The organism is Kribbella sp. CA-253562, assembly GCF_050942265.1.
Lineage (GTDB): Bacteria > Actinomycetota > Actinomycetes > Propionibacteriales > Kribbellaceae > Kribbella.
In genome coordinates this window covers 1,569,356-1,590,341 of record NZ_CP192049.1, presented here as the reverse complement: position 1 = coordinate 1,590,341, position 20,986 = coordinate 1,569,356, and the positions used below count along the sequence as shown (strand labels likewise).

At 69.1% G+C, this 20,986-nt stretch carries 16 protein-coding genes; 6 read left to right on the top strand and 10 right to left on the bottom strand.

The annotated features are described in order from the left end of the window. Positions 1 to 3: 3 nt before the first annotated feature. The 5 genes from ACQPXM_RS07695 to ACQPXM_RS07675 form a co-directional block, all read right to left on the bottom strand. Positions 4 to 1,290 (bottom strand): ABC transporter permease, encoded by a 1,287-nt coding sequence (locus tag ACQPXM_RS07695; protein ID WP_077012266.1) that lies wholly within the window; start codon positions 1,288 to 1,290, stop codon positions 4 to 6. After that, positions 1,287 to 2,498, bottom strand: a complete 1,212-nt coding sequence (locus ACQPXM_RS07690; RefSeq protein ID WP_432946234.1) for an ABC transporter permease — start codon at positions 2,496 to 2,498, stop codon at positions 1,287 to 1,289. The genes ACQPXM_RS07695 and ACQPXM_RS07690 overlap by 4 nt, the downstream gene beginning before the upstream one ends. Next, positions 2,499 to 4,049, bottom strand: a complete 1,551-nt coding sequence (locus ACQPXM_RS07685; RefSeq protein ID WP_432946232.1) for an ABC transporter ATP-binding protein — start codon at positions 4,047 to 4,049, stop codon at positions 2,499 to 2,501. Positions 4,050 to 4,175: 126 nt separating this feature from the next. After that, positions 4,176 to 5,282, bottom strand: coding sequence for a BMP family lipoprotein (locus tag ACQPXM_RS07680; protein ID WP_432946230.1), 1,107 nt, complete (start codon positions 5,280 to 5,282; stop codon positions 4,176 to 4,178). Between the two features lie 191 nt (positions 5,283 to 5,473). Next, positions 5,474 to 8,263 (bottom strand): alpha-L-rhamnosidase N-terminal domain-containing protein, encoded by a 2,790-nt coding sequence (locus tag ACQPXM_RS07675; protein WP_432946228.1) that lies wholly within the window; start codon positions 8,261 to 8,263, stop codon positions 5,474 to 5,476. A 157-nt stretch (positions 8,264 to 8,420) separates the two neighbouring features. Between ACQPXM_RS07675 and ACQPXM_RS07670 the strand changes: the two genes are divergently transcribed. Beyond that, positions 8,421 to 9,608, top strand: coding sequence for an amidohydrolase (locus ACQPXM_RS07670; protein ID WP_432946226.1), 1,188 nt, complete (start codon positions 8,421 to 8,423; stop codon positions 9,606 to 9,608). Between the two features lie 22 nt (positions 9,609 to 9,630). Here ACQPXM_RS07670 and ACQPXM_RS07665 read toward each other — a convergent pair whose 3' ends face one another. From ACQPXM_RS07665 to ACQPXM_RS07650, 4 genes are all read right to left on the bottom strand, one after another. After that, entirely contained in the window at positions 9,631 to 11,205 is a 1,575-nt protein-coding gene (locus tag ACQPXM_RS07665) for an acyl-CoA mutase large subunit family protein (RefSeq protein WP_432946224.1), read from the bottom strand. A gap of 426 nt (positions 11,206 to 11,631) precedes the next feature. Then, positions 11,632 to 12,198, bottom strand: coding sequence for a hypothetical protein (locus ACQPXM_RS07660; RefSeq protein ID WP_432946222.1), 567 nt, complete (start codon positions 12,196 to 12,198; stop codon positions 11,632 to 11,634). A 31-nt stretch (positions 12,199 to 12,229) separates the two neighbouring features. Continuing rightward, positions 12,230 to 12,559 (bottom strand): hypothetical protein, encoded by a 330-nt coding sequence (locus ACQPXM_RS07655; protein ID WP_432946220.1) that lies wholly within the window; start codon positions 12,557 to 12,559, stop codon positions 12,230 to 12,232. Positions 12,560 to 12,861: 302 nt separating this feature from the next. After that, positions 12,862 to 13,203, bottom strand: coding sequence for a hypothetical protein (locus ACQPXM_RS07650; RefSeq protein ID WP_432946218.1), 342 nt, complete (start codon positions 13,201 to 13,203; stop codon positions 12,862 to 12,864). Positions 13,204 to 13,505: 302 nt separating this feature from the next. Here ACQPXM_RS07650 and ACQPXM_RS07645 point away from each other — a divergent pair, with 302 nt between their 5' ends. The 3 genes from ACQPXM_RS07645 (at position 13,506) to ACQPXM_RS07635 (ending at position 18,962) form a co-directional block, all read left to right on the top strand. Then, complete coding sequence (locus ACQPXM_RS07645) at positions 13,506 to 14,678, top strand: glycosyltransferase family 4 protein (RefSeq protein WP_432946216.1); 1,173 nt, start codon at positions 13,506 to 13,508, stop codon at positions 14,676 to 14,678. Continuing rightward, complete coding sequence (locus ACQPXM_RS07640) at positions 14,675 to 15,778, top strand: glycosyltransferase (protein WP_432946214.1); 1,104 nt, start codon at positions 14,675 to 14,677, stop codon at positions 15,776 to 15,778. The genes ACQPXM_RS07645 and ACQPXM_RS07640 overlap by 4 nt, the downstream gene beginning before the upstream one ends. 115 nt (positions 15,779 to 15,893) lie before the next feature. Continuing rightward, positions 15,894 to 18,962 (top strand): hypothetical protein, encoded by a 3,069-nt coding sequence (locus ACQPXM_RS07635; RefSeq protein ID WP_432946212.1) that lies wholly within the window; start codon positions 15,894 to 15,896, stop codon positions 18,960 to 18,962. A gap of 43 nt (positions 18,963 to 19,005) precedes the next feature. Here the strand turns inward: ACQPXM_RS07635 and ACQPXM_RS07630 are convergent, their stop codons facing one another. Next, positions 19,006 to 19,821, bottom strand: coding sequence for an MBL fold metallo-hydrolase (locus ACQPXM_RS07630; RefSeq protein WP_432946210.1), 816 nt, complete (start codon positions 19,819 to 19,821; stop codon positions 19,006 to 19,008). A gap of 321 nt (positions 19,822 to 20,142) precedes the next feature. Here ACQPXM_RS07630 and sdhC point away from each other — a divergent pair, with 321 nt between their 5' ends. Together sdhC and ACQPXM_RS07620 are read left to right on the top strand one after the other, a co-directional pair. Beyond that, on the top strand, positions 20,143 to 20,520 hold the full coding sequence (gene sdhC / locus ACQPXM_RS07625) for a succinate dehydrogenase, cytochrome b556 subunit (RefSeq protein WP_432946208.1): 378 nt from the start codon (positions 20,143 to 20,145) through the stop codon (positions 20,518 to 20,520). Positions 20,521 to 20,524: 4 nt separating this feature from the next. Next, entirely contained in the window at positions 20,525 to 20,986 is a 462-nt protein-coding gene (locus ACQPXM_RS07620; protein ID WP_077012255.1) for a succinate dehydrogenase hydrophobic membrane anchor subunit, read from the top strand.

Sequence of the window (20,986 nt, the reverse complement as noted above, 5' to 3'; positions counted from 1 at the left end):
GGACTACTCGGTGACGTAGGGCTCACCGTCGGCCTTCGGAGCTCGGACCCGGCCGACCAGACCCGCGACGGCGATCACCGTGGCCAGGTACGGCGCCATCAGCAGCAGCTCGCCGGGGATCGGGGTCTGGATGATCTGGAGCTGGGACTGCAGTTGCGTGGCGAAGCCGAAGAACAGCGCCGCGACCATCGCGCCGATCGGATGCCAGCGGCCCATGATCAGCGCCGCGAGCGCGATGAAGCCGTTGCCGGCGGTCATCTCCTTGGAGAACGAACCGGCGTACCCGACGGTGAAGAAGGCACCGCCCAGACCCGCCAGCACACCGGCCCACAGCACCGCGGAGTACCGGACCCGCTTGACCTTGATGCCGACCGTGTCGGCCGCTTTCGGGTGCTCGCCGACCGCGCGGACCCGCAGGCCCCAGCGGGTCTGGAACAGCACGAACGTGACGACGGCGACCGCGAGGTAGGTCAGGTAGACCAGGATCGTCTGGTTGAACAGGATCGGCCCGATGAACGGGATGTCACCCAGGCCCGGGATCTTCACCGCGGACAGCACGCTCGGCGTGTTCAGCGCCTCGGCGTCCTCTTGCAGGAACTGGTCGAACAAGTACCCGGTGATGCCGGAGGCGAAGACCACCAGCACCACGCCGAGCACGACCTGGTTGACCAGGTACTTAATCGAGAAGACCGCCAGCAGCCAGGCCATCAGGACGCCGCTCACGGCGGCGGCGACCAGCGCGGCCGCCGCGCTGCCCGTCGTACTGGACACGACCGCCGCGGTGAACGCGCCGACCAGGAACTGGCCCTCGATCGCGATGTTGATCACGCCGGCCCGCTCGCACAGCACACCGGCCAGTGCGCCGAGGATCAGCGGGGTGGCGAAGTTCAGCGTGCCCTGGAACTGATTGGCCAGCGGGAAGGTCTTGCCCGCGGCCGCCCAGCACAGGAACGCGCCGATGAAGCACACGCCCAGCACGACCGCCAGCCAGCCGCTGTACTTCTGCGGCACCCGGCGCATCACGTACGCGACGGCGGCGAAGATGCCGAGCGCGCCGAGCACGATCGCGACCGGTTGCGCCGGTACGCCGAGCAGGTTGTTCTCCAGGTCGCCGGAGACCAGCTGGAACGTGGCCTTGCCGCCGCCGGTGAAGATCGCCAGCCCGAGCCCGATCAGCGCGAAGACCAGCATCAGCCCGCCGACCCGCAGTCGCCGGGTCCGGTCCGCCGGTGCCTCGATCGCCGCCGGCGCGGGCTCGCGCACCGTGTCGGTCACCGTCGTGTCGCTCATCCGTTCCAGCCTTTCGCGAGCACAGCGCCGATGCCGCGTTCCTTGGGCAGGAAGCGGAACACCGAGCGCACCAGCGCCGGGGCCGCGACGAACAGCACGATCACGGCCTGCAGGACGGTGGTCAGGGTCAGCGGGGTCTGGGTCTGCAGCTGCATCTGCAGGCCGCCCGCGTTCAGGGCGCCGAACAGCAGGCCGGCCAGCACCGTGCCGAGCGGCGTACCGCGGCCGAGCAGTGCGACCGTGATCGCGTCGAACCCGACCGTGGCGGCGACACCGTCGGTCAGCGGCAGGTCCGTGCCGAGCACCTGCTGCGTGCCGGCCAGACCGGCCAGCGCGCCGGCCACCACCATCGCGATCACGTACGCCCGGCCGACCGACATGCCCGCCGTGCGGGACGCGTCCGCGTTGGCGCCGACCGCGCGCAGCTCGAAGCCGACCGTCGAGCGGTTCAGCAGCCACCAGACGAACACCGCGGCCAGCAGCGCGAGCAGGAAGCCGAGGTGCAGCCGGGTGTCACCGAACTGCGGGTACTGGGCGTTCGCGTCCACGATCGGGCTGATCGGGTCCTCGCGACCGGGCCGCTTGAAAGCCGTTGTCGTCAGCAACCACTGGAGCAGGTAGATCGCGACGTAGTTGAGCATGATCGTGACGATCACCTCGTGCGCACCGGTCCGCGCCTTCAGCAGGCCGACCACGCCGCCCCAGATCGCGCCACCGATCAGGCCGGCCACGATCGCCAGGATCAGGTGCAGGACCGGCGGCAGGTGCCAGGCGAAACCGACGTACGCGGCGAGGATCGCGCCGATGATCAACTGGCCCTGGGCACCGATGTTGAACAGCCCGGTGCGGAACGCCAGCGACACCGCGAGACCGCCGCAGATCAGCGGGGTCGCCTGGGTCAGCGACTCCGCGATCGGGTTCATTCCGCCGAGCGCGCCGACGGCGAGCGCCTTGTACGCCTCACCGACCGCGGTCACGGCGGCCGACAGGGTGTCCAGCGGCGCGGCGCCGAAGTAGCCGACCGCGGCCTTCACCTGGTCGTCGCCGACGATGATCAGGATCGCGCCGACGACCAGCGCCAGCACGATCGCGCTCAGCGAGACCAGGCCCTGGACCGCCCAGGACGGCAGCCCGCTCGCGGCCGGTTCCTTGACCGGGCTCGCCGGCGCCGGGCTCTGCTCCGGCTCGGTGGCCGTGTCGTTGCTCATCTAGATGGTTCCCAACGTGGTCGGGTTCTCGGTCGCCACGACCTCGGCCTCGCGCTTGCTGGCTCCGGCCATCATCAGGCCGAGCTCGTCGCGAGGCGTGTCGGACGGTACGACGCCGACGACCTTGCCGCGGTACATCACCGCGACCCGGTCGGCCAGCGCGGCGATCTCGTCCAGCTCGGTGGACACGATCAGCACCGCGGTGCCGTTGTCGCGCTCCTCGACGATCCGGGTGTGCAGGAACTCGATCGAGCCGACGTCGACCCCGCGGGTCGGCTGCGAGGCGACCAGCAGCTTGAGCGGCCGGGACAGCTCGCGGGCCAGCACGACCTTCTGCTGGTTGCCGCCGGACAGCGACGACACCGGCAGCTCCGCGCCCTGGGTGCGGATGTCGAACTCCTCGATCCGGGCGTGCGCGTTCTTCTCGATCTCGTCGGTGCGCAGCGCCAGTCCGCGGCCGAACGGCTCGTTGCGGAACAGGTCGAGCACCAGGTTCTCGGCGACGCTGAACGAGCCGACGAAGCCGTCGTGGGCGCGGTCCTCGGGCACGTAGCCGATGCCGGCGTCGAGCCGCTGCCGCGTGGTCCGGCCGGTCAGGTCGACGCCGTCCAGCGAGACCTTGCCGGCCGCGATCGGGGTGAGCCCGAGCAGCGCCTCGGCCAGTTCGGTCTGACCGTTGCCCTGGACACCGGCCACCGCGAGGATCTCACCGGCCCGGACCTCCAGGTCGACCGCGTCGACGGCGGTGAACCCGCGCTCGTCGATCACGGTCAGGCCTTCGATCGTCAGGACGGCGTCGCCCGGCCGGGCCGGTTCCTTGTCCACCACCAGGTCGACCGCGCGGCCGACCATCAGCTCGGCCAGCTGCTCCTCCGACGCCGACGGCTCGGCGCTGCCGACCACCTTGCCCCGGCGGATCACGGTGATCTTGTCCGCGATCGCCTTGACCTCCTTGAGCTTGTGGGTGATGAACACGATCGAGGTGCCGTTGTCCTTGAGCTGGCGCATCACGCCGATCAGCTCGTCGATCTCGGCCGGGGTGAGCACCGCGGTCGGCTCGTCCAGGATCAGCACCTTGGCGTCGTTGGTGAGCGCCTTGATGATCTCGACCCGCTGCTGCACACCGACCGGGATGTCCTCGACCAGCGCCTCGGGGTCGACCTCGAAGCCGTAGCGGTCGGACAGCTCGGTGACCAGCGCGTGCGCCTTCTTGCGGTCCAGCACGCCGCCGGCGTGGGTGTTCTCCCGGCCGAGCATGATGTTCTCGGCGACGGTGAACACCGGGACCAGCATGAAGTGCTGGTGCACCATGCCGATGCCGTGGCCGATCGCGTCACTGGGCGAGGTGATCGCGACCTTCTCGCCGTCGATCACGATCTCGCCGGAGTCGGGCTGCAGCAGCCCGTAGAGCATGTTCATCAGGGTCGACTTGCCGGCCCCGTTCTCGCCGAGCAGGCAGTGGATCTCACCCGGCTCGATCACCAGGTCGATGTGGTCGTTGGCGACCAGCGAGCCGAAGCGCTTGGTCAGCCCGGACAGCTCGAGATGCATCAGGAGGCCTTCCTTCAGACGGCGAGCCAGGAAGGCGACCCCGATCGGGGTTGCACCTTCCTGGCTCGCACCGTACTACGCGGTGGCGGTGGCGGGTCGTTCCCACCCCACCCCGGCGGTCGTGGGTCAGGAGGCCTTCGGCTGCGCCTTCGACGCGATGGTGATCTTGCCGCTGACGATGTCGGCCTTGATCTGCTCCAGCTCGCTCTTCAGCTCGGCCGGGACCTTGCTGTCGAACTCGTGGAACGGAGCCAGCGAGGTGCCACCGTTCTCCAGCGTCCCGATGAACTGGGAGTTGTCGAACTTGTTGTCCACGACCGACACGATCGCGTCCTGGACGGCGACGTCCATGCCCTTCTTGACGCTGGTGATCAGCACCGAGCAGTACTCCGCGGCGCTCTCGCAGCCGTCGGTGTCGACCCAGATCGCGTTCACCTTGCCGTTGCTGGCCTTGGCCGCCTGCAGACCGCCCAGCCCGGCCGGACCGGCCACCGGGAAGATGATGTCGGCGCCCTGGGTGATCAGGTTCTGCGCGGTGTTCTGGCCCTTGGCCTTGTCCTCGAAGTCACCGGTGAACAGGCCGGACTGCTTGGCGTCGTCCCAGCCGAGCACCTGGACGTTCTTGGACTTCTGGGTGTTGTAGTAGCGCACGCCCTCGGCGAAGCCGTCCATGAAGATCGTCACCGGCGGGATCTTGATGCCGCCGAAGGTACCGACCTTGCCCGACTTCGACATCGCCGCGGCCAGGTAGCCGGCCTGGAAGCTGGACTGCGCGGTGTTGAAGCCGAGCGGCTTGACGTTGGCGATCGGCTTGGCCGGGGCCGAGTCGACGATCGCGAACTTGATGTCCGGGTTGGCCTGGGCGGCCTTGTCGGTGGCGTCCTCGAGCTTGAAGCCGACCGAGACGATGATCTTGCAGCCGGCCTGGACCATCGCGGTCATGTTGGTCGGGTAGTCGTTGTCGGACTTCGACTCGGCCTTGACCTCGGTCAGGCCCTTCTCCTTGACCGCTGCCTGGAGACCGGCGTACGACGTCTGGTTGAACGACTTGTCGTCGAACCCACCCGAGTCGGAGACCATGCAGGCCTTGAAGTCCTTGTTGGCGCTGCCGCCGGCCGAGTCCTCGGTCGGCTTGCTGCCACACGCGGCGACGGCGAGCGTCACCACGCCCACGATCGCCAGTCCCCGCACGTACTTCTTCACCGGACGTCTCCTTCGTCGACCAGACACCATTTGCCCGGCTCGCCTTCCCCAGCGGGCCGCATCCGCAGACTATAGGGGCCGTCGCCGTCTTCTTTGAACGTCAAGACGCCCTCGATACCGGAAAGTAATCGGCGCTTTCGTCACAACGCCGGAACATCTGCGGTCTGGCGACCGATCGGTCACGGGGAGTTACCGAACCGGCCTCGATTCGGCGTCGGCGGTCAGCGGTGGCGCGGGGTGAACCGGGTCTGCCCGGAGCCGACCTCGAAGACCGCCCGGCCGTCGTGCTCGCCGAGGAAGCGCGGCTGCCCTGGGCCGTCGGCGTCGTACTCGACGGCCCCGGGCAGGGATACCGTGGCGGTCACGTTCACCGGGACGTCGATCGTCGCGCGGACGCCGCCGGCCGGGTGTCGTCGCCAGTCCAGCGTCACGGGTCCGCGCTGGGTCGGCATGGTTCCGTTCGCCGAGCGCAGGTCGACGTCCGGTACGACGACCGAGAGCCGGGCCGCGCCGGGAGCTGCGAGGTTGACGCCGAGCATCGTGCCGAGCACGTCGACGGCCGCCTGGGCACCCCAGCCGTGCGAGTAGCTCTCGCTGCCTTCGGGGTTCCACTGCTCCCAGGTGAAGGTGCCGCCGCGCGCGAGCACGTTGGCCCAGCCGAGCTCCTTGGCGTCGGTCAGCCGGGTCAGCACGGCGTCCGCGCGATCCGCGTCGGCCAGTGCCTGGAGCAACCAATGCGCGGTCATCGGCCCCTGCTTCATGCCGAGGCCGGCCAGGTATTCCGCGAGCCGGGGGAAGTCCGCCGCCGGAGCCACCCCGAGCGCGATCGCGTACGACGTGGAGTGCTGCCCGGCGTGGGTGCTCTGCCGCCCGTCGGCGTACAGGCCGTCGGTGTAGATCCCGTCCGCGCGCCGCAACTTGGCGTTGATGGTGTCCCGCAGTCTTTCCGCCGGTCCGCGGTACGCCAAGACTTCGTCCACCGGGCGATCGAGAGCCTCGGCGAGATCCGCGGTCCGGCGCAGGACGTCGTACCCCTGGATGTTGATCGTGGTCCGGGCGGCGGTGTCCATGTCGTAGCCGAAGCGACCCGGGGCCGGCCAGTCGACGATGCCGTACTGGTACGGGCCGCTGCCGCCGGACAGGTTCGTCACCAGTCCGGCGGTCGGGCCGGTCGCGGGGATGTGGCGGGTGACGTAGTCGGCGGTGTGACGCAGGTACGGGTAGGCCTGCCGGACCAGCGCGGAGTCGCCGGTCTCCAGCCAGTAGCGCCAGACCCAGTTGACGAACATCTCGGAGTAGTCCGGGATGTCCCGTTTGCCGTCGCCGTTGGGATAGACCGCGTTGTACCGGCCGAGATCGTTGCCCGAGGCCCAGTACCGGTCCTGCGAGTGCAGGAACTCGCGAATCGCCTGCTGGGTGGCGTCGCGCTCGCCGAACGCGGCCATCGTGGCGTACGAGATGTCCACCGCGTCGCCGAGGAACTGGCCCTTCTCCCGGGTCGGGGTGTCGACGAACTGGTGCTGCACCGAGTAGAGCGCCGACCGGCGCAGCAGCGCCCAGACCGCGTTCAGCGTGGGGTCGGAGCTGACGAACCGCGCGGCCCGGTCGGGATCGACGTCGGTGTGCTCGACGATCGCCGCGATGTCGGCCGCGCCGAGCTGCTCGCCCGCACCCGGCGCCTTGATCTCCAGGTAACGCCAGCCCCAGTGCAGGTTCGCCTCGACCTGCTGGGCGCCGTCGCGCTGGGTGTAGCGCATGCTCAGGTTGCTGCCTTGCGTGTCGGTCTCGCCGGTCGAGGCGTGCCCGTCGGCCGTCAGGTTGTAGCTGGTCTGGATGTCGACGACCCGGCCACTGACGCCGTGGTCGAACCGGATCACCGGACGCGCCGGGATCACCACCCCGAAGTCCGCGACGACCGCGCCGTCGGCGAACCGGCGGACCGACACCGGGCGCCGTACGGTCTTGGTCAGACGGGTCTCCTGGCCGACCAGACGCGGCACGTCGGTCGTGGGATGGGCGCCGGCGACGCCAGCGGGCGTCCAGGGCTGGGCGGTGTCGTCGTAGCCGGGCTTGGTCCAGCCGACGGGCTCCTGGCGGGCGTCGATGCGCTCGGTGTAGTCGCCGGCGTCACTGTTGCGCCGCGGCGCTCCGGTCTCGAACTGGGACGCCCGACGGACCCGCCAACTCGCGTCGGACACGACGACCTCGCGCCGGCCGTCGGCGTACTCGACGACGAGCTTGAGCAGCAGGCCGCGCGCGTTGGCGGCCGCCGGGCGGCCCTGGCCGCCGCCGTACCAGTGGTAGAGCACGCCGATCGCGAGTGGCCGGCGGGTCTGGAGCTGCTTCGTGACGTCGGTGACCTGGTAGTACCCCTCGCCCGGGTAGGAGAAGGCCGGGCCGTCGTCGACCTCGGCGCCGTTCAAGTAGAGCCGGTACTGGTGGTATGCCGAGACGTAGGCCCGAGCGCGCACGACTCGGCCGCTGGGGATCGCGACCTCCTTGCGGGCCAGCGTGAAGTCGTCGGGCTCGGTCGAGGGGCGGCGGATCCATGCGGCGCCCTCCCAGTCCGCGTCGGTGATACCCGTCTCGAAGCTCGCCGGACGGGCCCACGGAGAGACGCGGCCGGCTCGGTCCCAGGTCCGCACGGTCCACCGGTACGGCGTACCGACGGCGAGGGCGGGACCGGCGTACTGGACGTACTGCTGCTCCGACGACTGGACCTTGCCGCTGTCCCAGTGCTCCGTGCCGTCGGCCCGCAGGACCCGGAGCTGGTACGCCGTCTGGATCTCGTTGCCGTCGGAGTCCTGCGGCCACCATCCGAACCGGGGCGGTCCGTGCACGGCCAGCGGGTGCGGCCGGTCCCCGACCGTCAGGTGCGTGGGCGCGTCCGGAGCCGATCCCCGCGCGGCGACGGCACCGGGGGTGGCGCCGGTGGAGACCGAGAACAGGCTGAGGGCGAGCAGGATGGCCACCGTCCGGCGGCCGGGCGGGTTCGAGCGGCGGGCGGTCATCGGGCAGCTCCTCGAGATGGGGCGGTCGAGCCGGTCCCGGCAGTCTAGGAAAGCCTTTACCGCAGTGCCCAGCGAAGTGTCCGGGATCGGCCAGACTCCGGCCGCGTCCGCCCCTCGCCGACCAGGTGCATCGGTCCCTGATGGGAGAATCGCCCGCATGACGACTTCGCACCACCTGCTGCTCACCGACGTCCAGGCTCGCGTCGACGAGGTGCGGGAGGAGGCGATCTCGGTCCGCCGCGACCTGCACGCGCACCCCGAGCTCGGCTGGCACGAGGTCCGGACGACCGAGCTGATCAAGCAACGACTGACCGCCGCGGGCCTCTCACCGCAGGTGCTGCCGACCGGGACCGGGCTGATCTGCGACATCGGGTCGGGCGACACCTGCGTTGCGCTGCGGGCCGACATCGACGCGCTGCCGGTGCCGGACGGCGTCGACAACCCGTGGCGCTCGACCAGCGACGGGGTGGCGCACGCCTGCGGCCACGACATTCACACCTCGGCCCTGATCGGCGCGGCCGTCGTGCTGGCCGGAATGGCCCGCGACGGCCTGCTCGATCGGCGGGTGCGGCTGATCTTCCAGCCCGCCGAGGAGGTGATGCCCGGCGGCGCGCTCGGCGTCATCGCCGCCGGCGGCCTCGACGGCGTACGGCGGATCTACGGACTGCACTGCGATCCCCGGCTCGACGTCGGGCAGGTCGGTCTGCGGGTCGGAGCGCTGACCGCGGCCGCCGACCGGGTCCTCGTCCGGCTGACCGGCCCGGGCGGCCACACGTCACGTCCACACCTCACGGCCGACCTGGTCTACGCGCTGGCGACCCTGGTCACCGAACTGCCCGCCGCGCTGTCGCGCCGGGTCGACCCGCGGGCCGGGATGTCGATGGTCTGGGGCCGGATCACCGCGGGCTCGGCGGCCAACGCGATCCCCGCGCGCGGCGAGGCGGAAGGCACGTTGCGCTGCCTCGACGTGAGCGCCTGGCGGCTGGCCGCGGAGCTGATCCCCGGCTTGGCCGACAACCTCGTTTCGCCGTACGGCGTCCAGGTGGACACCGAGGTCACCCATGGCGTCCCGCCGGTGATGAACGATCCCGCCGCGATCGAGGTCTTCCGGACCGCGGTCGAGCAGACGATGGGGTCGCACGCGCTGGCCCAGACCGACCAGAGCCTGGGCGGTGAGGACTTCGCCTGGTACCTGGAGCACGTGCCGGGCGCGATGGCCCGCCTCGGCGTCCGCCCGGCGGGCCGCGGGTCGGTGGCCGACCTGCACACGCCGGGCTTCGACCCGTCGGAGGACGCGATCACGCTCGGGACGATGATCCTGGTGTCGTCGGCGCTGCTGGATTAGCCGGCCGGCACGGGCCGACCGGTCAGAACGTGTCGGCGGGGACGTAGACGCCCCAGACCTCGCGCAGCGCGTCGCAGACCTCGCCGACCGTCGCGCGGGCCTTGAGGGCCTGCTTCATCGGGTAGAGACAGTTGTCGTTGCCCCGGGCAGCGGCCTGGAGATCGGCCAGCGCCTGGTCGACGGCGGCCTGGTCGCGTTCGGCCCGGAGCTTGGCCAGGCGGGCGACCTGCTGGGCCTCGATCGCCGGATCGACCTGCAGCGGCTCGTACGGCTCCTCCTCGGCGGCCCTGAACTTGTTCTGGCCGACGACGACCCGCTCACCGCTGTCGATCTGCAGCGCGATCTTGTACGCCGACCGCTCGATCTCCTGCTTCTGGAAGCCCTTCTCGATCGCGGCGACGGCGCCGCCGTACTCCTCGACCTGGTCCATCAGCTCCCGCGCCGCGGCCTCGACCTGGTCGGTCAGCGACTCCACGACGTACGAGCCGGCGAACGGGTCGACGGTCGCGGTCACGTCTGTCTCGTAGGCCAGCACCTGCTGGGTGCGCAGCGCGAGCCGGGCGGCCTTCTCGGTCGGCAGGGCGATCGCTTCGTCGTACGAGTTGGTGTGCAGGGACTGCGTGCCGCCGAGCACGGCGGCCAGGCCCTGGATCGCGACCCGGACCAGGTTGACCTCGGGCTGCTGCGCGGTCAGCTGAACGCCGGCCGTCTGGGTGTGGAAACGCAGCATCATCGACTTCGGGTTCTTCGCGCCGAACTCGTCACGCATCACCTGCGCCCAGATCCGCCGGGCGGCCCGGAACTTCGCGACTTCCTCCAGCAGCGTGGTCCGGGCGACGAAAAAGAACGACAGCCGCGGCGCGAACGCGTCGACGTCGAGCCCCGCGGCGACCGCGGCCCGGACGTACTCGATCCCGTCGGCCAGCGTGAACGCGATCTCCTGCGCGGGCGTCGCTCCCGCCTCGGCCATGTGGTAGCCGGAGATCGAGATCGTGTTCCAGCGGGGCAGCTCGTCGCGGCAGTACCCGAAGATGTCGCTGATCAGCCGCAGCGACTCCTTCGGCGGGTAGATGTAGGTGCCGCGGGCGATGTACTCCTTCAGCACGTCGTTCTGGATCGTGCCGGTCAGCTTGTCGCCGCTGACCCCCTGCTCCTCGGCCACCAGTTGGTAGAGCAGCAACAGCACCGCGCCCGGCGCGTTGATCGTCATCGAGGTGGACACCTGGTCCAGCGGGATCTTGTCGAACAGCACCCGCATGTCGTCGATCGAGTCGATCGCCACCCCGACCTTGCCGACCTCACCGTGCGCGAGCTCGGCGTCGGAGTCGTAGCCCATCTGCGTCGGCAGGTCGAACGCCACCGACAAACCCATCGTGCCCGCGTCGATCAGCTGGTGATACCGCTGATTCGATTCGGCCGCCGTCCCGAACCCGGCGTACTGCCGCATCGTCCACGGCCGCTGCGTGTACATCGTCGGATACACACCCCGGGTGAACGGGTACTGCCCCGGCTCCCCCAGCTTCTGCGCAGGCTCGAACCCGTCGAGCGGCCCGTACACCGGCTCGAAGTCCCACCCGGACTCGGTCTGATGGCTCATCCCTCCACCGTAGAAGAACCAGCCTTCCACTGGTATGCACCAGGCAGGTGAGATCGGGCACGCTTCGTGAGCGACACCACACCACACTGCATCAGTTGGGCGGAAGGCCCGCCAGCTCCAGCTCCCACGCAGCAGACAGTTCCGTCCAGTACGCCCTGCGGGACTCCCGGGCAGACCTGATGGTGAACTCGATCAACTCCTCAGGACTCGCGATCCCTCGGCCACCAAGCTGATCCCACTGGCCACGAAGCTCCTTGAGACACTCCACCACCGGCCGCTCCATAAAAGGCCACATCGGAACGTACCGCGCCGCCGCCGGAGAAGCCCGCCCTTCGGACTCGACCCCGACACCGATCAGCCTGTCAGCCAGCACGCCGATCCACGCTCCGTCCCCGCGATCAATGAGCGGCATCCACGACCCCGGCATCATGAGCGACCAGGGTCAAGTACCTCAGCGCCCCGCAGGAGGATTTCGATCGCGGACGCATCCGGACCGGACAGCGCCGCGAGACGCGCAACCACCTGCCTGCAGTACTCAGCGGCCGCCTGGACCTCATCCTGAGCGAACACAATGTCGAGATCGTCGTCATCGTCCGGAAACGCAACGTCATCGAACAACTTGAGTGCGGCGCTCTGCATCGTCGGGAAGAGCGCATGCTCCGCCCAGGTCCCTACCTTTGTCTCCGGATCCAAAGCAATGCCCAGCGGAGTACTCAGACAAATCAGTGTCGAGTTGAGCAACTGCGACGCATCGGACCCAGTCGGGACGCGAGCGGCTTCCCAGAGCCCGGCAGTTCGTTGATCCACCTCGCCGGTCGTCACGAACCCATATCCGACGCTTCGCGCTTCCACGAACCACTCAGCCCAACGTTCCGGGACGTCCAGTCCCGTCAGGAGCCCAGCACCCGACAACCAGTAGACCGCCGCCTTCGACCGTGGAGCCAAACCGTCGATCTGCTCAGCCAACTCGTCAACGAATTTAGCAAAGATCATCCAGCCACCCCCAGAACGAACTTCGTAGGAATCACCGCAGACGGAGCCGTCTCCGCTCCAGGAATGCCTCGATCAGCGATTCCGCAAGCCAGTGACCGCCGACTCGTGCCATGTGAAGAGCAGAGCCTGCACCTCCGTCGGCAGGCGCCGCAAGCGGGTCAGCGCCCCTCGCCAGCAAGTACGCCGTGACATCGACGTGCAACGGCTCACCGGTCTGCGTGTGCCCATCGAGCTCGACATCGATCGCATGCTGGAGCAGCGTCAGGCCTCCGTCAACCTCCTCGACATCGGCTCCGCCGTCGAGCAGTTCGCGGAGCCGGTGCAGATCCTGGTTCTCGACCGCCGAGTGAGCGGGTGTCATCTAGGTCTCCTCGTAGCCAGTACTCACGTCAGGACGACGTTCGGAAACGTCGCTACGTCTGGGTCACCCCTGTTCGCTGCAACAGCGACAGCCGCGCCGCTACCGGTTCAAAGCTCCGCCGGACCAGCCGACCAGTAGTTGCCTGTCTTCACCGGTGGGCGGCCAACGTCCTCCAGTCGCACCTTCGTTAGTGGTCCGTCGATCGCGCCGCCCTGTCCGATGTCAGCATTCCGGTCTCATCACGCGTCACCCGGGCCACCATGCTTGCAGGGCACGGGCGGCCACTCTGGAGCCTCGACCTGTTAGTTGAACGGACTATCAAAGATATCTCCGCCATGCTCGGTCACGCGCTGACCAGCCGCGACAATCACGTGACGGCGCCCCCCAGAGATCAGCGCGAACACCTGCCCAGCATCGACTGCGTAACCCAAGCCCTCAGTCGCCCTTCGGACGTCCGCATCACCGCCGACGTGAAGTTCAATGCCGTTCAGGTGGCGAGGCACCGACATGAACTCCACCCCGACGAAGATCAGGTCGACATTAGTCTCATTCTCCGGCCCTCGAGGACTGCGCACCAACAACGACCCGTGACTCACGCGATATTCCCATACCTGGAAGCGCCGATTTTGAAATGACGCGATCACCGGAACGGACTCTCAACGCGCTGCCCGCCGAGCCAAAATTCAACATTTGGATAGTCATTCTCTCGAAGCATCAGCAACTCCCTTGTTCTTTGGGTCTCGACGGTCTCCGCGGCGACGTCGGGTTGCCTTCGTCGATTGCCGAGACAGGCACGAAGTTGCCGGAAGTCAACCTCGCGTTCGCCAACGATGCCCTGATGGCCACCGTCCGGTCATCCACCCGATGCGGAGCCGACTGCCGGGGATCTGCGCAGTGTCACGAGGCGGTCGCCGAGGGTTCACCGAAGGCCGGGAACCTTCGGAGTGTGCGCATCGTAATGGTCGCTGAGTCGTTTCTGCCGCAGATCAATGGCGTCGCGAACACGGTTCGCCACGTCGCCGACCGGCTGCTCGCCCGCGGGCACGAGCTGCTGATCATTGCCGCCGGCCCCGGTCCGGACACTTACCACGGCGTTCGGGTGATCCGGGCGCGGAGCTTCGGGATCCCTGGCTACAAGGAGTTCCCGGTCGGGCTGCCCGATCCCGGGATCGAACGGGCGATGGCCCAGTTCCGGCCCGACCTGGCGCATCTCGCGTCGCCGTTCATTCTCGGCGCGTACGGGCTGCGCGCCGCGCGGCGGCTCGGGTTGCCGACGGTGGCGATCTTCCAGACCGACATCGCCGGGTTCGCCCGGCAGTACCCGTGGTTCGCCAAGACCGACCGGGCCGTCTGGGCCTGGCTGCGGCGGACCCACTCGCGCGTCGACCGGACGCTCGCGCCGTCGTCCGCGGCGATGGCGCAGCTGATCCAGGCCGGCGTACCGCGGGTGCAGCACTGGGGCCGTGGCGTGAACCTCGAGCTGTTTGATCCCTCGCACCGCTCCGAGGCCTGGCGCCGCGAGATCTCGCCCGACGGCACGCCGATCGTCGGGTACGTCGGCCGGCTGGCCGCGGAGAAGAAGGTCCGGCGGCTCGCGGAGCTGGCCGAGCTCGGCTGCCGGGTCGTTGTCGTCGGCGACGGTCCGGACCGCCAGTCGCTCGAACACACGTTGCCTGGAGCAACTTTCCTGGGCATGCGCCGGGGTGCTGAGCTGGCGTCGATCTTCGCGGGGCTGGACGTTTTCGTGCACACCGGCGAGCACGAGACGTTCTGCCAGACGATCCAGGAGGCGCAGGCTTCCGGTGTCGCCACGGTCGGCCCGGCCGCGGGTGGGCCGCTCGATCTGATTCAGCCGGGCGAGACCGGGCTGCTGTTCGAGCCGGGGCAGCCCGGATCGTTGCGCGACGCGGTGTCGTTCCTGCTGGACAACCCGGACGCGCGGGCCTCGATGGCGGCGCGCGGACTGCGCCGGGTGCAGACCCGGACCTGGCCGGCGGTGGTCGACGACCTGGTCGACCGGCACTACGCGGAGGTCCTCGCGGCCCACCACGCGGACGCCGACGCGGCTGCCCGGCGTACGGCGAACGAGCGGGCGACGCGGGTTCGGCGGGCCGCATGACGTTGCGGATCGCCCAACTGGCGAACTTCGTCGGCCCCACCTCCGGCGGCATGCGCACCGCGATCGAGCACCTCGGCCGGGGCTACCGCGCGGCCGGCGCCGAACGGATCCTGATCACCCCGGGCGAACGCGACAGCGTCACCCACACCGAGCACGGCACCGTCGTACGCATGAAGGCCCCGAAGGTCGGCGGCGGCTACCGCCTGATCACCGATCCCTGGCGCGTGATCGAAACCCTGGAACGCTTCGAGCCGACGACGGTCGAGATCTCCGACAAATCGACACTGCTCCCGGTCGCCCGCTGGGCCCGCCGCAACGACATCGGCTCGATCCTGTTCAGCCACGAACGCCTCGACGCGATGCTCTCGCTCAGAACGGGTCGCCAACTCGGCGTCGCCACCGGCGTCAGCGCGCTGTACAGACTCCTCAGCCGCACGTACGACGCGGTCGTGGTCACCTCCCGGTACGCCGCCGCCGAGTTCGACGAGGTCACCACTCCCTTGATCCGCATTCCCCTCGGCGTCGACCTCGACACCTTCCACCCCTCCCGGGCCGAACCGGCTGACGACGGCATCCTCAAACTCGTGCACGCGGGCCGCCTGTCCCGCGAGAAGAGCCCCCACCTCGCCGTCGCCACCGCCGTCGAACTCCACCGCCGCGGCGTCCCCCTCCGCCTCGACGTCTACGGCTCCGGCCCCCACCTCGACGAACTCATCACCATCGCCGGCGCCGCCCCGGTCCACTTCCACGGCTACGTCGACGGCCGCACCACCCTGGCCCGCCACCTGGCCGAGGCCGACATCGCCCTCTCCGTCTGCCCAGGCGAAACCTTCGGCCTCGCGGTGCTGGAGGCCCTCGCCGCCGGCACTCCCGTCGTCACAGCCGACACCGGCGGCGCGCGAGAACTCGTCGACGAGTCCTGCGGCCGCTGGGCCCAGGCGCATCCAAAGGCCCTGGCGGACGCCGTACTGGAACTGTTGACCGTCCCCGACCGCCGCAAAGCCGCCCGAGCACGAGCCGAGCAGTACGACTGGGCCAGTTGCGTCGAGCGCATGCTGAGGCTCCACACACAACTCGGTCAGACCCGGCTCGCTGCCTAGCCGTTGCCACAACCTGCAACTGGGTTGCGGCCGGCTCGTCCGGCGCGGTATTCCTTGGCGTCTTCATCGGTGCCGTTCGGGGGCGCGCCGACTCTCTCCCCTGCCTGGAGTTGCAATGCGCCGCGCCTTCCGTCGTTATGCCCTGGCCGCCGCGATCGCGGCGATCAGCGTGCCGTTCATCGCCCATGCCGCAGCCGGCGAAGAATCGCCGCCGACGCCGACCGCTCAGGTGTTCCCGACCCGCTCGGGCATGGGCGTCACCTGGACAGACATCGACGCATCGGCGTACCGGGTCGAACGCAAGCAGGGCTCAGCTGACTGGCAGAACGCCAGCGGTGAACTCGCGTCAACGGCAACCAGCTGGATCGACGGCTCACTCACCGCCGGTACGACGGCCGACTACCGCGTCGTGGCCGCCTACTCCGGTGACGAGGTCACCACCAGCCCGTCGGTCACCGCGACCAGAGCGGCGCAGGACCCGCCCGTCGGAGACGTCGACGTCCTGGTGCTGGACGCTGATCCGGGCGACGGCGCGACCTGGCTGCGCAACGAGATCGCCGGCCCGGTGACCGTGTCAGCTCCGGTCGATGGATACCGCACGCTGTCGGCCGGCACGCTCAAGCTCAGGATGCCGGCCTTCCTCGCTGGTCCGGGCAAATACACGCTCCAGCAGTCACAGGTCGCGGTGACGCAAGGCGACCGAACCTGTGCCGCGGCCGGCTTGCTCACCGTTTCGGCGGTCACCTACACGCCGGAGCTCGAACTGGAGACGATGGCCGCTTCGTTCACCACCGACAACACGATCGGCGGCTCGAGCTGTGCGGGCGCCGAGTCCGGTCCGTCGGTCGACATCAGGATCCGCAGCGCGGAGAACTACCATGCACTGGCGGTTTCCCCAGCGGAACTGCGAGCAGTTCAGGTCCGGTCCGGCCAGTCGGCCGTCCTGCCGGCCGTCACCGTGAGGAACCTCGGCACGCAGCCGGTGACGATCGAGAAGATCTCGATCACGTCCGGCGTCTTGCAGGCCTGGAAGATCACCACGAACGACTGCCCGGCGGTACTGCCCGTCGCGGCCACCTGCACGGTGAAGATCACCTTCGCGCCGGACTTCACCGGACTGACGAGGGCGAAACTCCTGATCGCCGACTCGACTTCGCGCGGCCGGCACGCGGTTGTGGCCAGCGGAACGGGCACCTCGCTACCGGCCATGCACTACGTCACCGTGACATCGACCTTCACCGGAAACGTCGTTCGCTGGTCGGCACTCGCGACCTCGGGCGGGACCCCGGTGCGGGGCTACTGGCTGCACCGCTTCGTGGACGGAGCCGAAACGACCCGGTGGTTCGACGCGGTCGGCAGGTCCGGTGAGTTCACCGCTGTCGACTCCAGCCCTCCGGACGGGATCGAGTACGCCGTGTCCGTGGTCAACGACGTCGGCGAGGGGCCCACAGGACCACGTGCCAAGGCGGGTCGGGCCGCCGAGCAAATCGTCTTCAGCAGCTACGAACCGCGCTGGGAGGGCTTGACGGCCGCCGATCTGCGGGGTCAAGTCGTCAGTTTCCCGGCCCCGAACAGTTCCGGCAATGCCAATGGCGCCGTCACCAGCTCGCCCGACGGCCGAACGGTCGCGTACGTGACCAGCGACCGCTCGCTGTGGACGCGGCGGGTGGAACCCAGCGGCTTGGGGACGCCCGTCAAGTTGCTGGACTCCACCGTGGAGATCACCCATTTGTCCTGGTCACCGGACGGGACACGCATCGCCTTCCAGGCACCTCAGCCGGGGGCCGCGGACATCCCGTGCGTCCATGTCGTCTCGTCGACCGGGGGCACGCCCGAGCAGATCGCCTGTGACGTGAGCAGTCCGAGCTGGATGCCGGACGCCCGCACCCTCGCGGTGATCGACGACCGCGTGGAGAGCAATTCCGACCATCCGGTCGTCGTTCTCGTCGAAGGTCGCCCGGGAGGAGCGTTCGTCCGTTCGCTCGGCCGTGCGGCCGATCACGGCGATCCTCTGCGCGTGTCGCCAGACGGTCGCTTCGTCGCGCTCGGCTCCGGATCGAACCTCACCGTGATCAGGATCGATTCCCTGGCGCCGTCCGGGAAGCAGGTCAGCGGCACGCGACTCAAGGCGATCAGCTGGGCGCCGGACAGTACGAAGGTCCTGGTACTGGCCGAGAACGCCACTTTGAGCAAGGTCACCGTCGTCAACGCTGATGGCGAGCCGGCAGTCATGGCCCCGGAGCCCCTGTCGCCTGGAGCGCCGTACGCGCTGGACTTCTCCTGGCAGCGGCTCGCGCCGGTGTTCGGCCCTTCGCCGGCGGTGCAAGGCAGCCGGGTATCCCTGGCGTACGACGGTTCGGCGCTCATGCCGGGGACGACGTACACCTGCTCCGCGCCTTGGGCCGTCGCGCACTCGTGCGCCAACCCGATGACCGCCACCTTCACGTCGTCCGGCACCTACACACTCGAGCTGATCGCCACCGAGCCTGACGGCCGCGTGAGCCGGGCGTTCCGGACCGTCACCGTCGACGCCGCGGGACCGGCGTCGCACCTCGTTGCTCCGACGTTCGAGGCGACCACCTCCGGTACGGCGACCGTCAAGTACTCCGCGGCCGACAGCGCGGGCGTTGCCTCGTACGACGTGCGGTACCGGAAGGCCTCCTACCTGAGCGGCTTCGGGGCCTACATCCAGCCGTGGACCGCCACGACCGCGACGGCGGTCAACCTGGCGCTCGACCCCGGCTACGAGTACTGCGTATCCGCGCGCGCCAAGGACAAGCTGGGCAACCTCGGGGCCTGGAGTGCCGAGAAGTGCTTCTCGCGGCCCTTGGACGACCGCGCGATGGGAGCCCCGACGGCCGGCTGGAGCCGGACGAACTGGTCCGAGTTCTACCTCGGCACGGCGACGCAGACCACGGCGTACGGGGCGTCGTTGACGCGGACCGTGCAGGGGAAGCGGTTCTTCCTGGTGGCGACGAAGTGCCCGACTTGTGGGCTGGTGGCGGTGTATGCCGGGGGCAAGTACATCGGCGCGGTGAACCTGGCGTCGGCGACGACGCAGCGGCAGGCGATTGTCGCGTTGCCGGTGCAGAGTGCGGTGTTCAGCGGGACGCTGACGTTCACGGTGCGGTCGGCGACCGGGAAGTTCGTGCAGATCGACGGGCTCGGCGTACGGCGGAGCTGAAGAACGGCGCCGGAGGGTTCACGCCCCCTCCGGCGCCAAAGACTCACGTCAGGTGGTCGTAGTCCCCGCGGACCCACGCGGCGTGGCGGTCGGCGGAGAAGCGGACGACCTGTTTGGCGTCGACCGGGATCGCGCCGCCGAAGTTGCCGTACAGGCGGTCGTAGGGGAAGACTTCCAGGGCCTTGGCGACCCGGTCGACGACCGCGCCGGACAGCGGGATGCGGTTGGGGTAGGAGCGCATGAAGCTGACCGACGTGCGGTCGGGGTTCGCGAAGACGGTGTCGCCGGCGAGGATCACGCCCTTGCCCTCGGCACCGTCGGCCCAGTGCACGACCGCGCTGCCGGGGAAGTGCCCGCCGGGCTGGATCAGGGTCACGCCGGGCAGCAGGTCGAGCGTGCCCGACCAGGTGCGGATCACCGGGTCCTGCCGGGCGACCCACTCGGCGTCGGCCTCCGAGACATAGACCGGTACGTCGCCGAGCCGCTTGCTCCACTCCACCTGTACGCCGTACATGTGCGGGTGGCTGGCGATGATCGCCTTCACCTCGCCGAGCGCACGAACCCCCTCGACGGCCTCGTCGTCCAGGTAGCCGATCGGGTCCCAGAGCAGGTTGCCCTCGCTGGTCGAGACCAGCATCGACTGCTGGCCGATCCCGGCGCCGGGCTCGGAGGTGATCCCGTGCAGGCCGGGCTCGACCTCCTTGATGTTCACCCGGTAGCCGGCCGCGGCCAGCTCCTCCAGGGTGGTCCAGTGCTGGCCGTCGGCCGGCACCCACTGCCGCTCGTCGGCGCAGATCGCGCAGACCTCGACCTTCTCGCTGTGCTCGACCGCGCAGGTCGCGCAGATCCAGAAACTCACCGTCGTCCCCTCTCTTTCGTTCCCGCCGGCTCCGGGCCGGCTCTGCCGACACTAGAGCCGAAAAGGACGACCGCGGAGAGCCAATCGCGGGCGGACAACGCGGGCCAGTGAGCCCGGTCACTGCCCGCGACAGCACGGAGATCGATGTCACACGGAGGCGGCCGAGATCGGGCGCGGCACAGCGATAGCATCAGTTACGGTCTGGTTCCCTTCCGGACCGAGCCGATCGCGGCCCCTTCTAGCCCGGCCCCGTGCTGAGTCCCCGCCCCCGGAGTCGTCGCGTTCCCGGCTCTCGGTCTGTCGTCCGATCGGAGGATCGGTTTGCCCAGCAAACCAGCCGGCACCCTGTACCGCGGCCGCGAGGGCATGTGGTCGTGGGTACTGCACCGGATCACCGGCGTCGGGATGTTCTTCTTCCTGCTGGTGCACGTGCTCGACACCGCGCTGGTCCGGGTCTCCCCGGAGGCGTACAACGAGGTGATCGGGACCTACAAGAACCCGGTTGTCGGCCTGATGGAGGTCGGACTGGTCGCCGCGATCCTGTTCCACGCCTTCAACGGCGTCCGGCTGATCCTGGTGGACTTCTGGGCCAAGGGCCCGCGCTACCAGCGGCAGCTGATGATCGGCGTCGGCGTGGTCTGGGTCGTCTTGTTCGTACCTTTCGTGATCCGCCACCTGAGCCACGTCTTCGGAGGCTGAGCCAATGACCACTCCCGAGATCGCCCAGCCGCGCTCGTCGACCCGCTCCCGCTCGCTCAAGGGCGGCGGTCGCAACCGGTCCGGCCAGACCAACTTCGAGCTGTACGGCTGGCTGTTCATGCGGCTGTCCGGCCTGGCCCTCGTGGTGCTGGTACTCGGCCACCTGTTCGTCAACCTGATGCTCGGCGACGGCATCAACGCGCTCGACTTCGGCTTCGTGGCCGGCAAGTGGGCCAACCCGCTGTGGCAGGTCTGGGACCTGCTGATGCTGTGGCTGGCGATGCTGCACGGCACCAACGGGATGCGCACGATCATCAACGACTACGCCGAGAAGGACCAGACCAGGTTCTGGTTGAAGTCCCTGCTGATCACCGCCTCCGTGGTGATCGTCGTGCTCGGCACCTTGGTCATCTTCACCTTCGATCCCTGCCTAGACCCGAACAGCACGCTGTCGGTCTGCAAGTAA

Excerpts from the sequence above, each read along its gene's own strand:
- ACQPXM_RS07690 (WP_432946234.1), bottom strand. The coding sequence starts at position 2,498 with ATGAGCAACGACACGGCCACCGAGCCGGAGCAGAGCCCGGCGCCGGCG.
- ACQPXM_RS07695 (WP_077012266.1), bottom strand. The coding sequence starts at position 1,290 with ATGAGCGACACGACGGTGACCGACACGGTGCGCGAGCCCGCGCCGGCG.
- ACQPXM_RS07665 (WP_432946224.1), bottom strand. The coding sequence starts at position 11,205 with ATGAGCCATCAGACCGAGTCCGGGTGGGACTTCGAGCCGGTGTACGGG.
- ACQPXM_RS07670 (WP_432946226.1), top strand. The coding sequence starts at position 8,421 with ATGACGACTTCGCACCACCTGCTGCTCACCGACGTCCAGGCTCGCGTC.
- ACQPXM_RS07685 (WP_432946232.1), bottom strand. The coding sequence starts at position 4,049 with ATGCATCTCGAGCTGTCCGGGCTGACCAAGCGCTTCGGCTCGCTGGTC.
- ACQPXM_RS07675 (WP_432946228.1), bottom strand. The coding sequence starts at position 8,263 with ATGACCGCCCGCCGCTCGAACCCGCCCGGCCGCCGGACGGTGGCCATC.
- ACQPXM_RS07620 (WP_077012255.1), top strand. The coding sequence starts at position 20,525 with ATGACCACTCCCGAGATCGCCCAGCCGCGCTCGTCGACCCGCTCCCGC.
- ACQPXM_RS07640 (WP_432946214.1), top strand. The coding sequence starts at position 14,675 with ATGACGTTGCGGATCGCCCAACTGGCGAACTTCGTCGGCCCCACCTCC.
- ACQPXM_RS07635 (WP_432946212.1), top strand. The coding sequence starts at position 15,894 with ATGCGCCGCGCCTTCCGTCGTTATGCCCTGGCCGCCGCGATCGCGGCG.
- ACQPXM_RS07680 (WP_432946230.1), bottom strand. The coding sequence starts at position 5,282 with ATGGTGTCTGGTCGACGAAGGAGACGTCCGGTGAAGAAGTACGTGCGG.
- ACQPXM_RS07655 (WP_432946220.1), bottom strand. The coding sequence starts at position 12,559 with ATGACACCCGCTCACTCGGCGGTCGAGAACCAGGATCTGCACCGGCTC.
- ACQPXM_RS07660 (WP_432946222.1), bottom strand. The coding sequence starts at position 12,198 with ATGATCTTTGCTAAATTCGTTGACGAGTTGGCTGAGCAGATCGACGGT.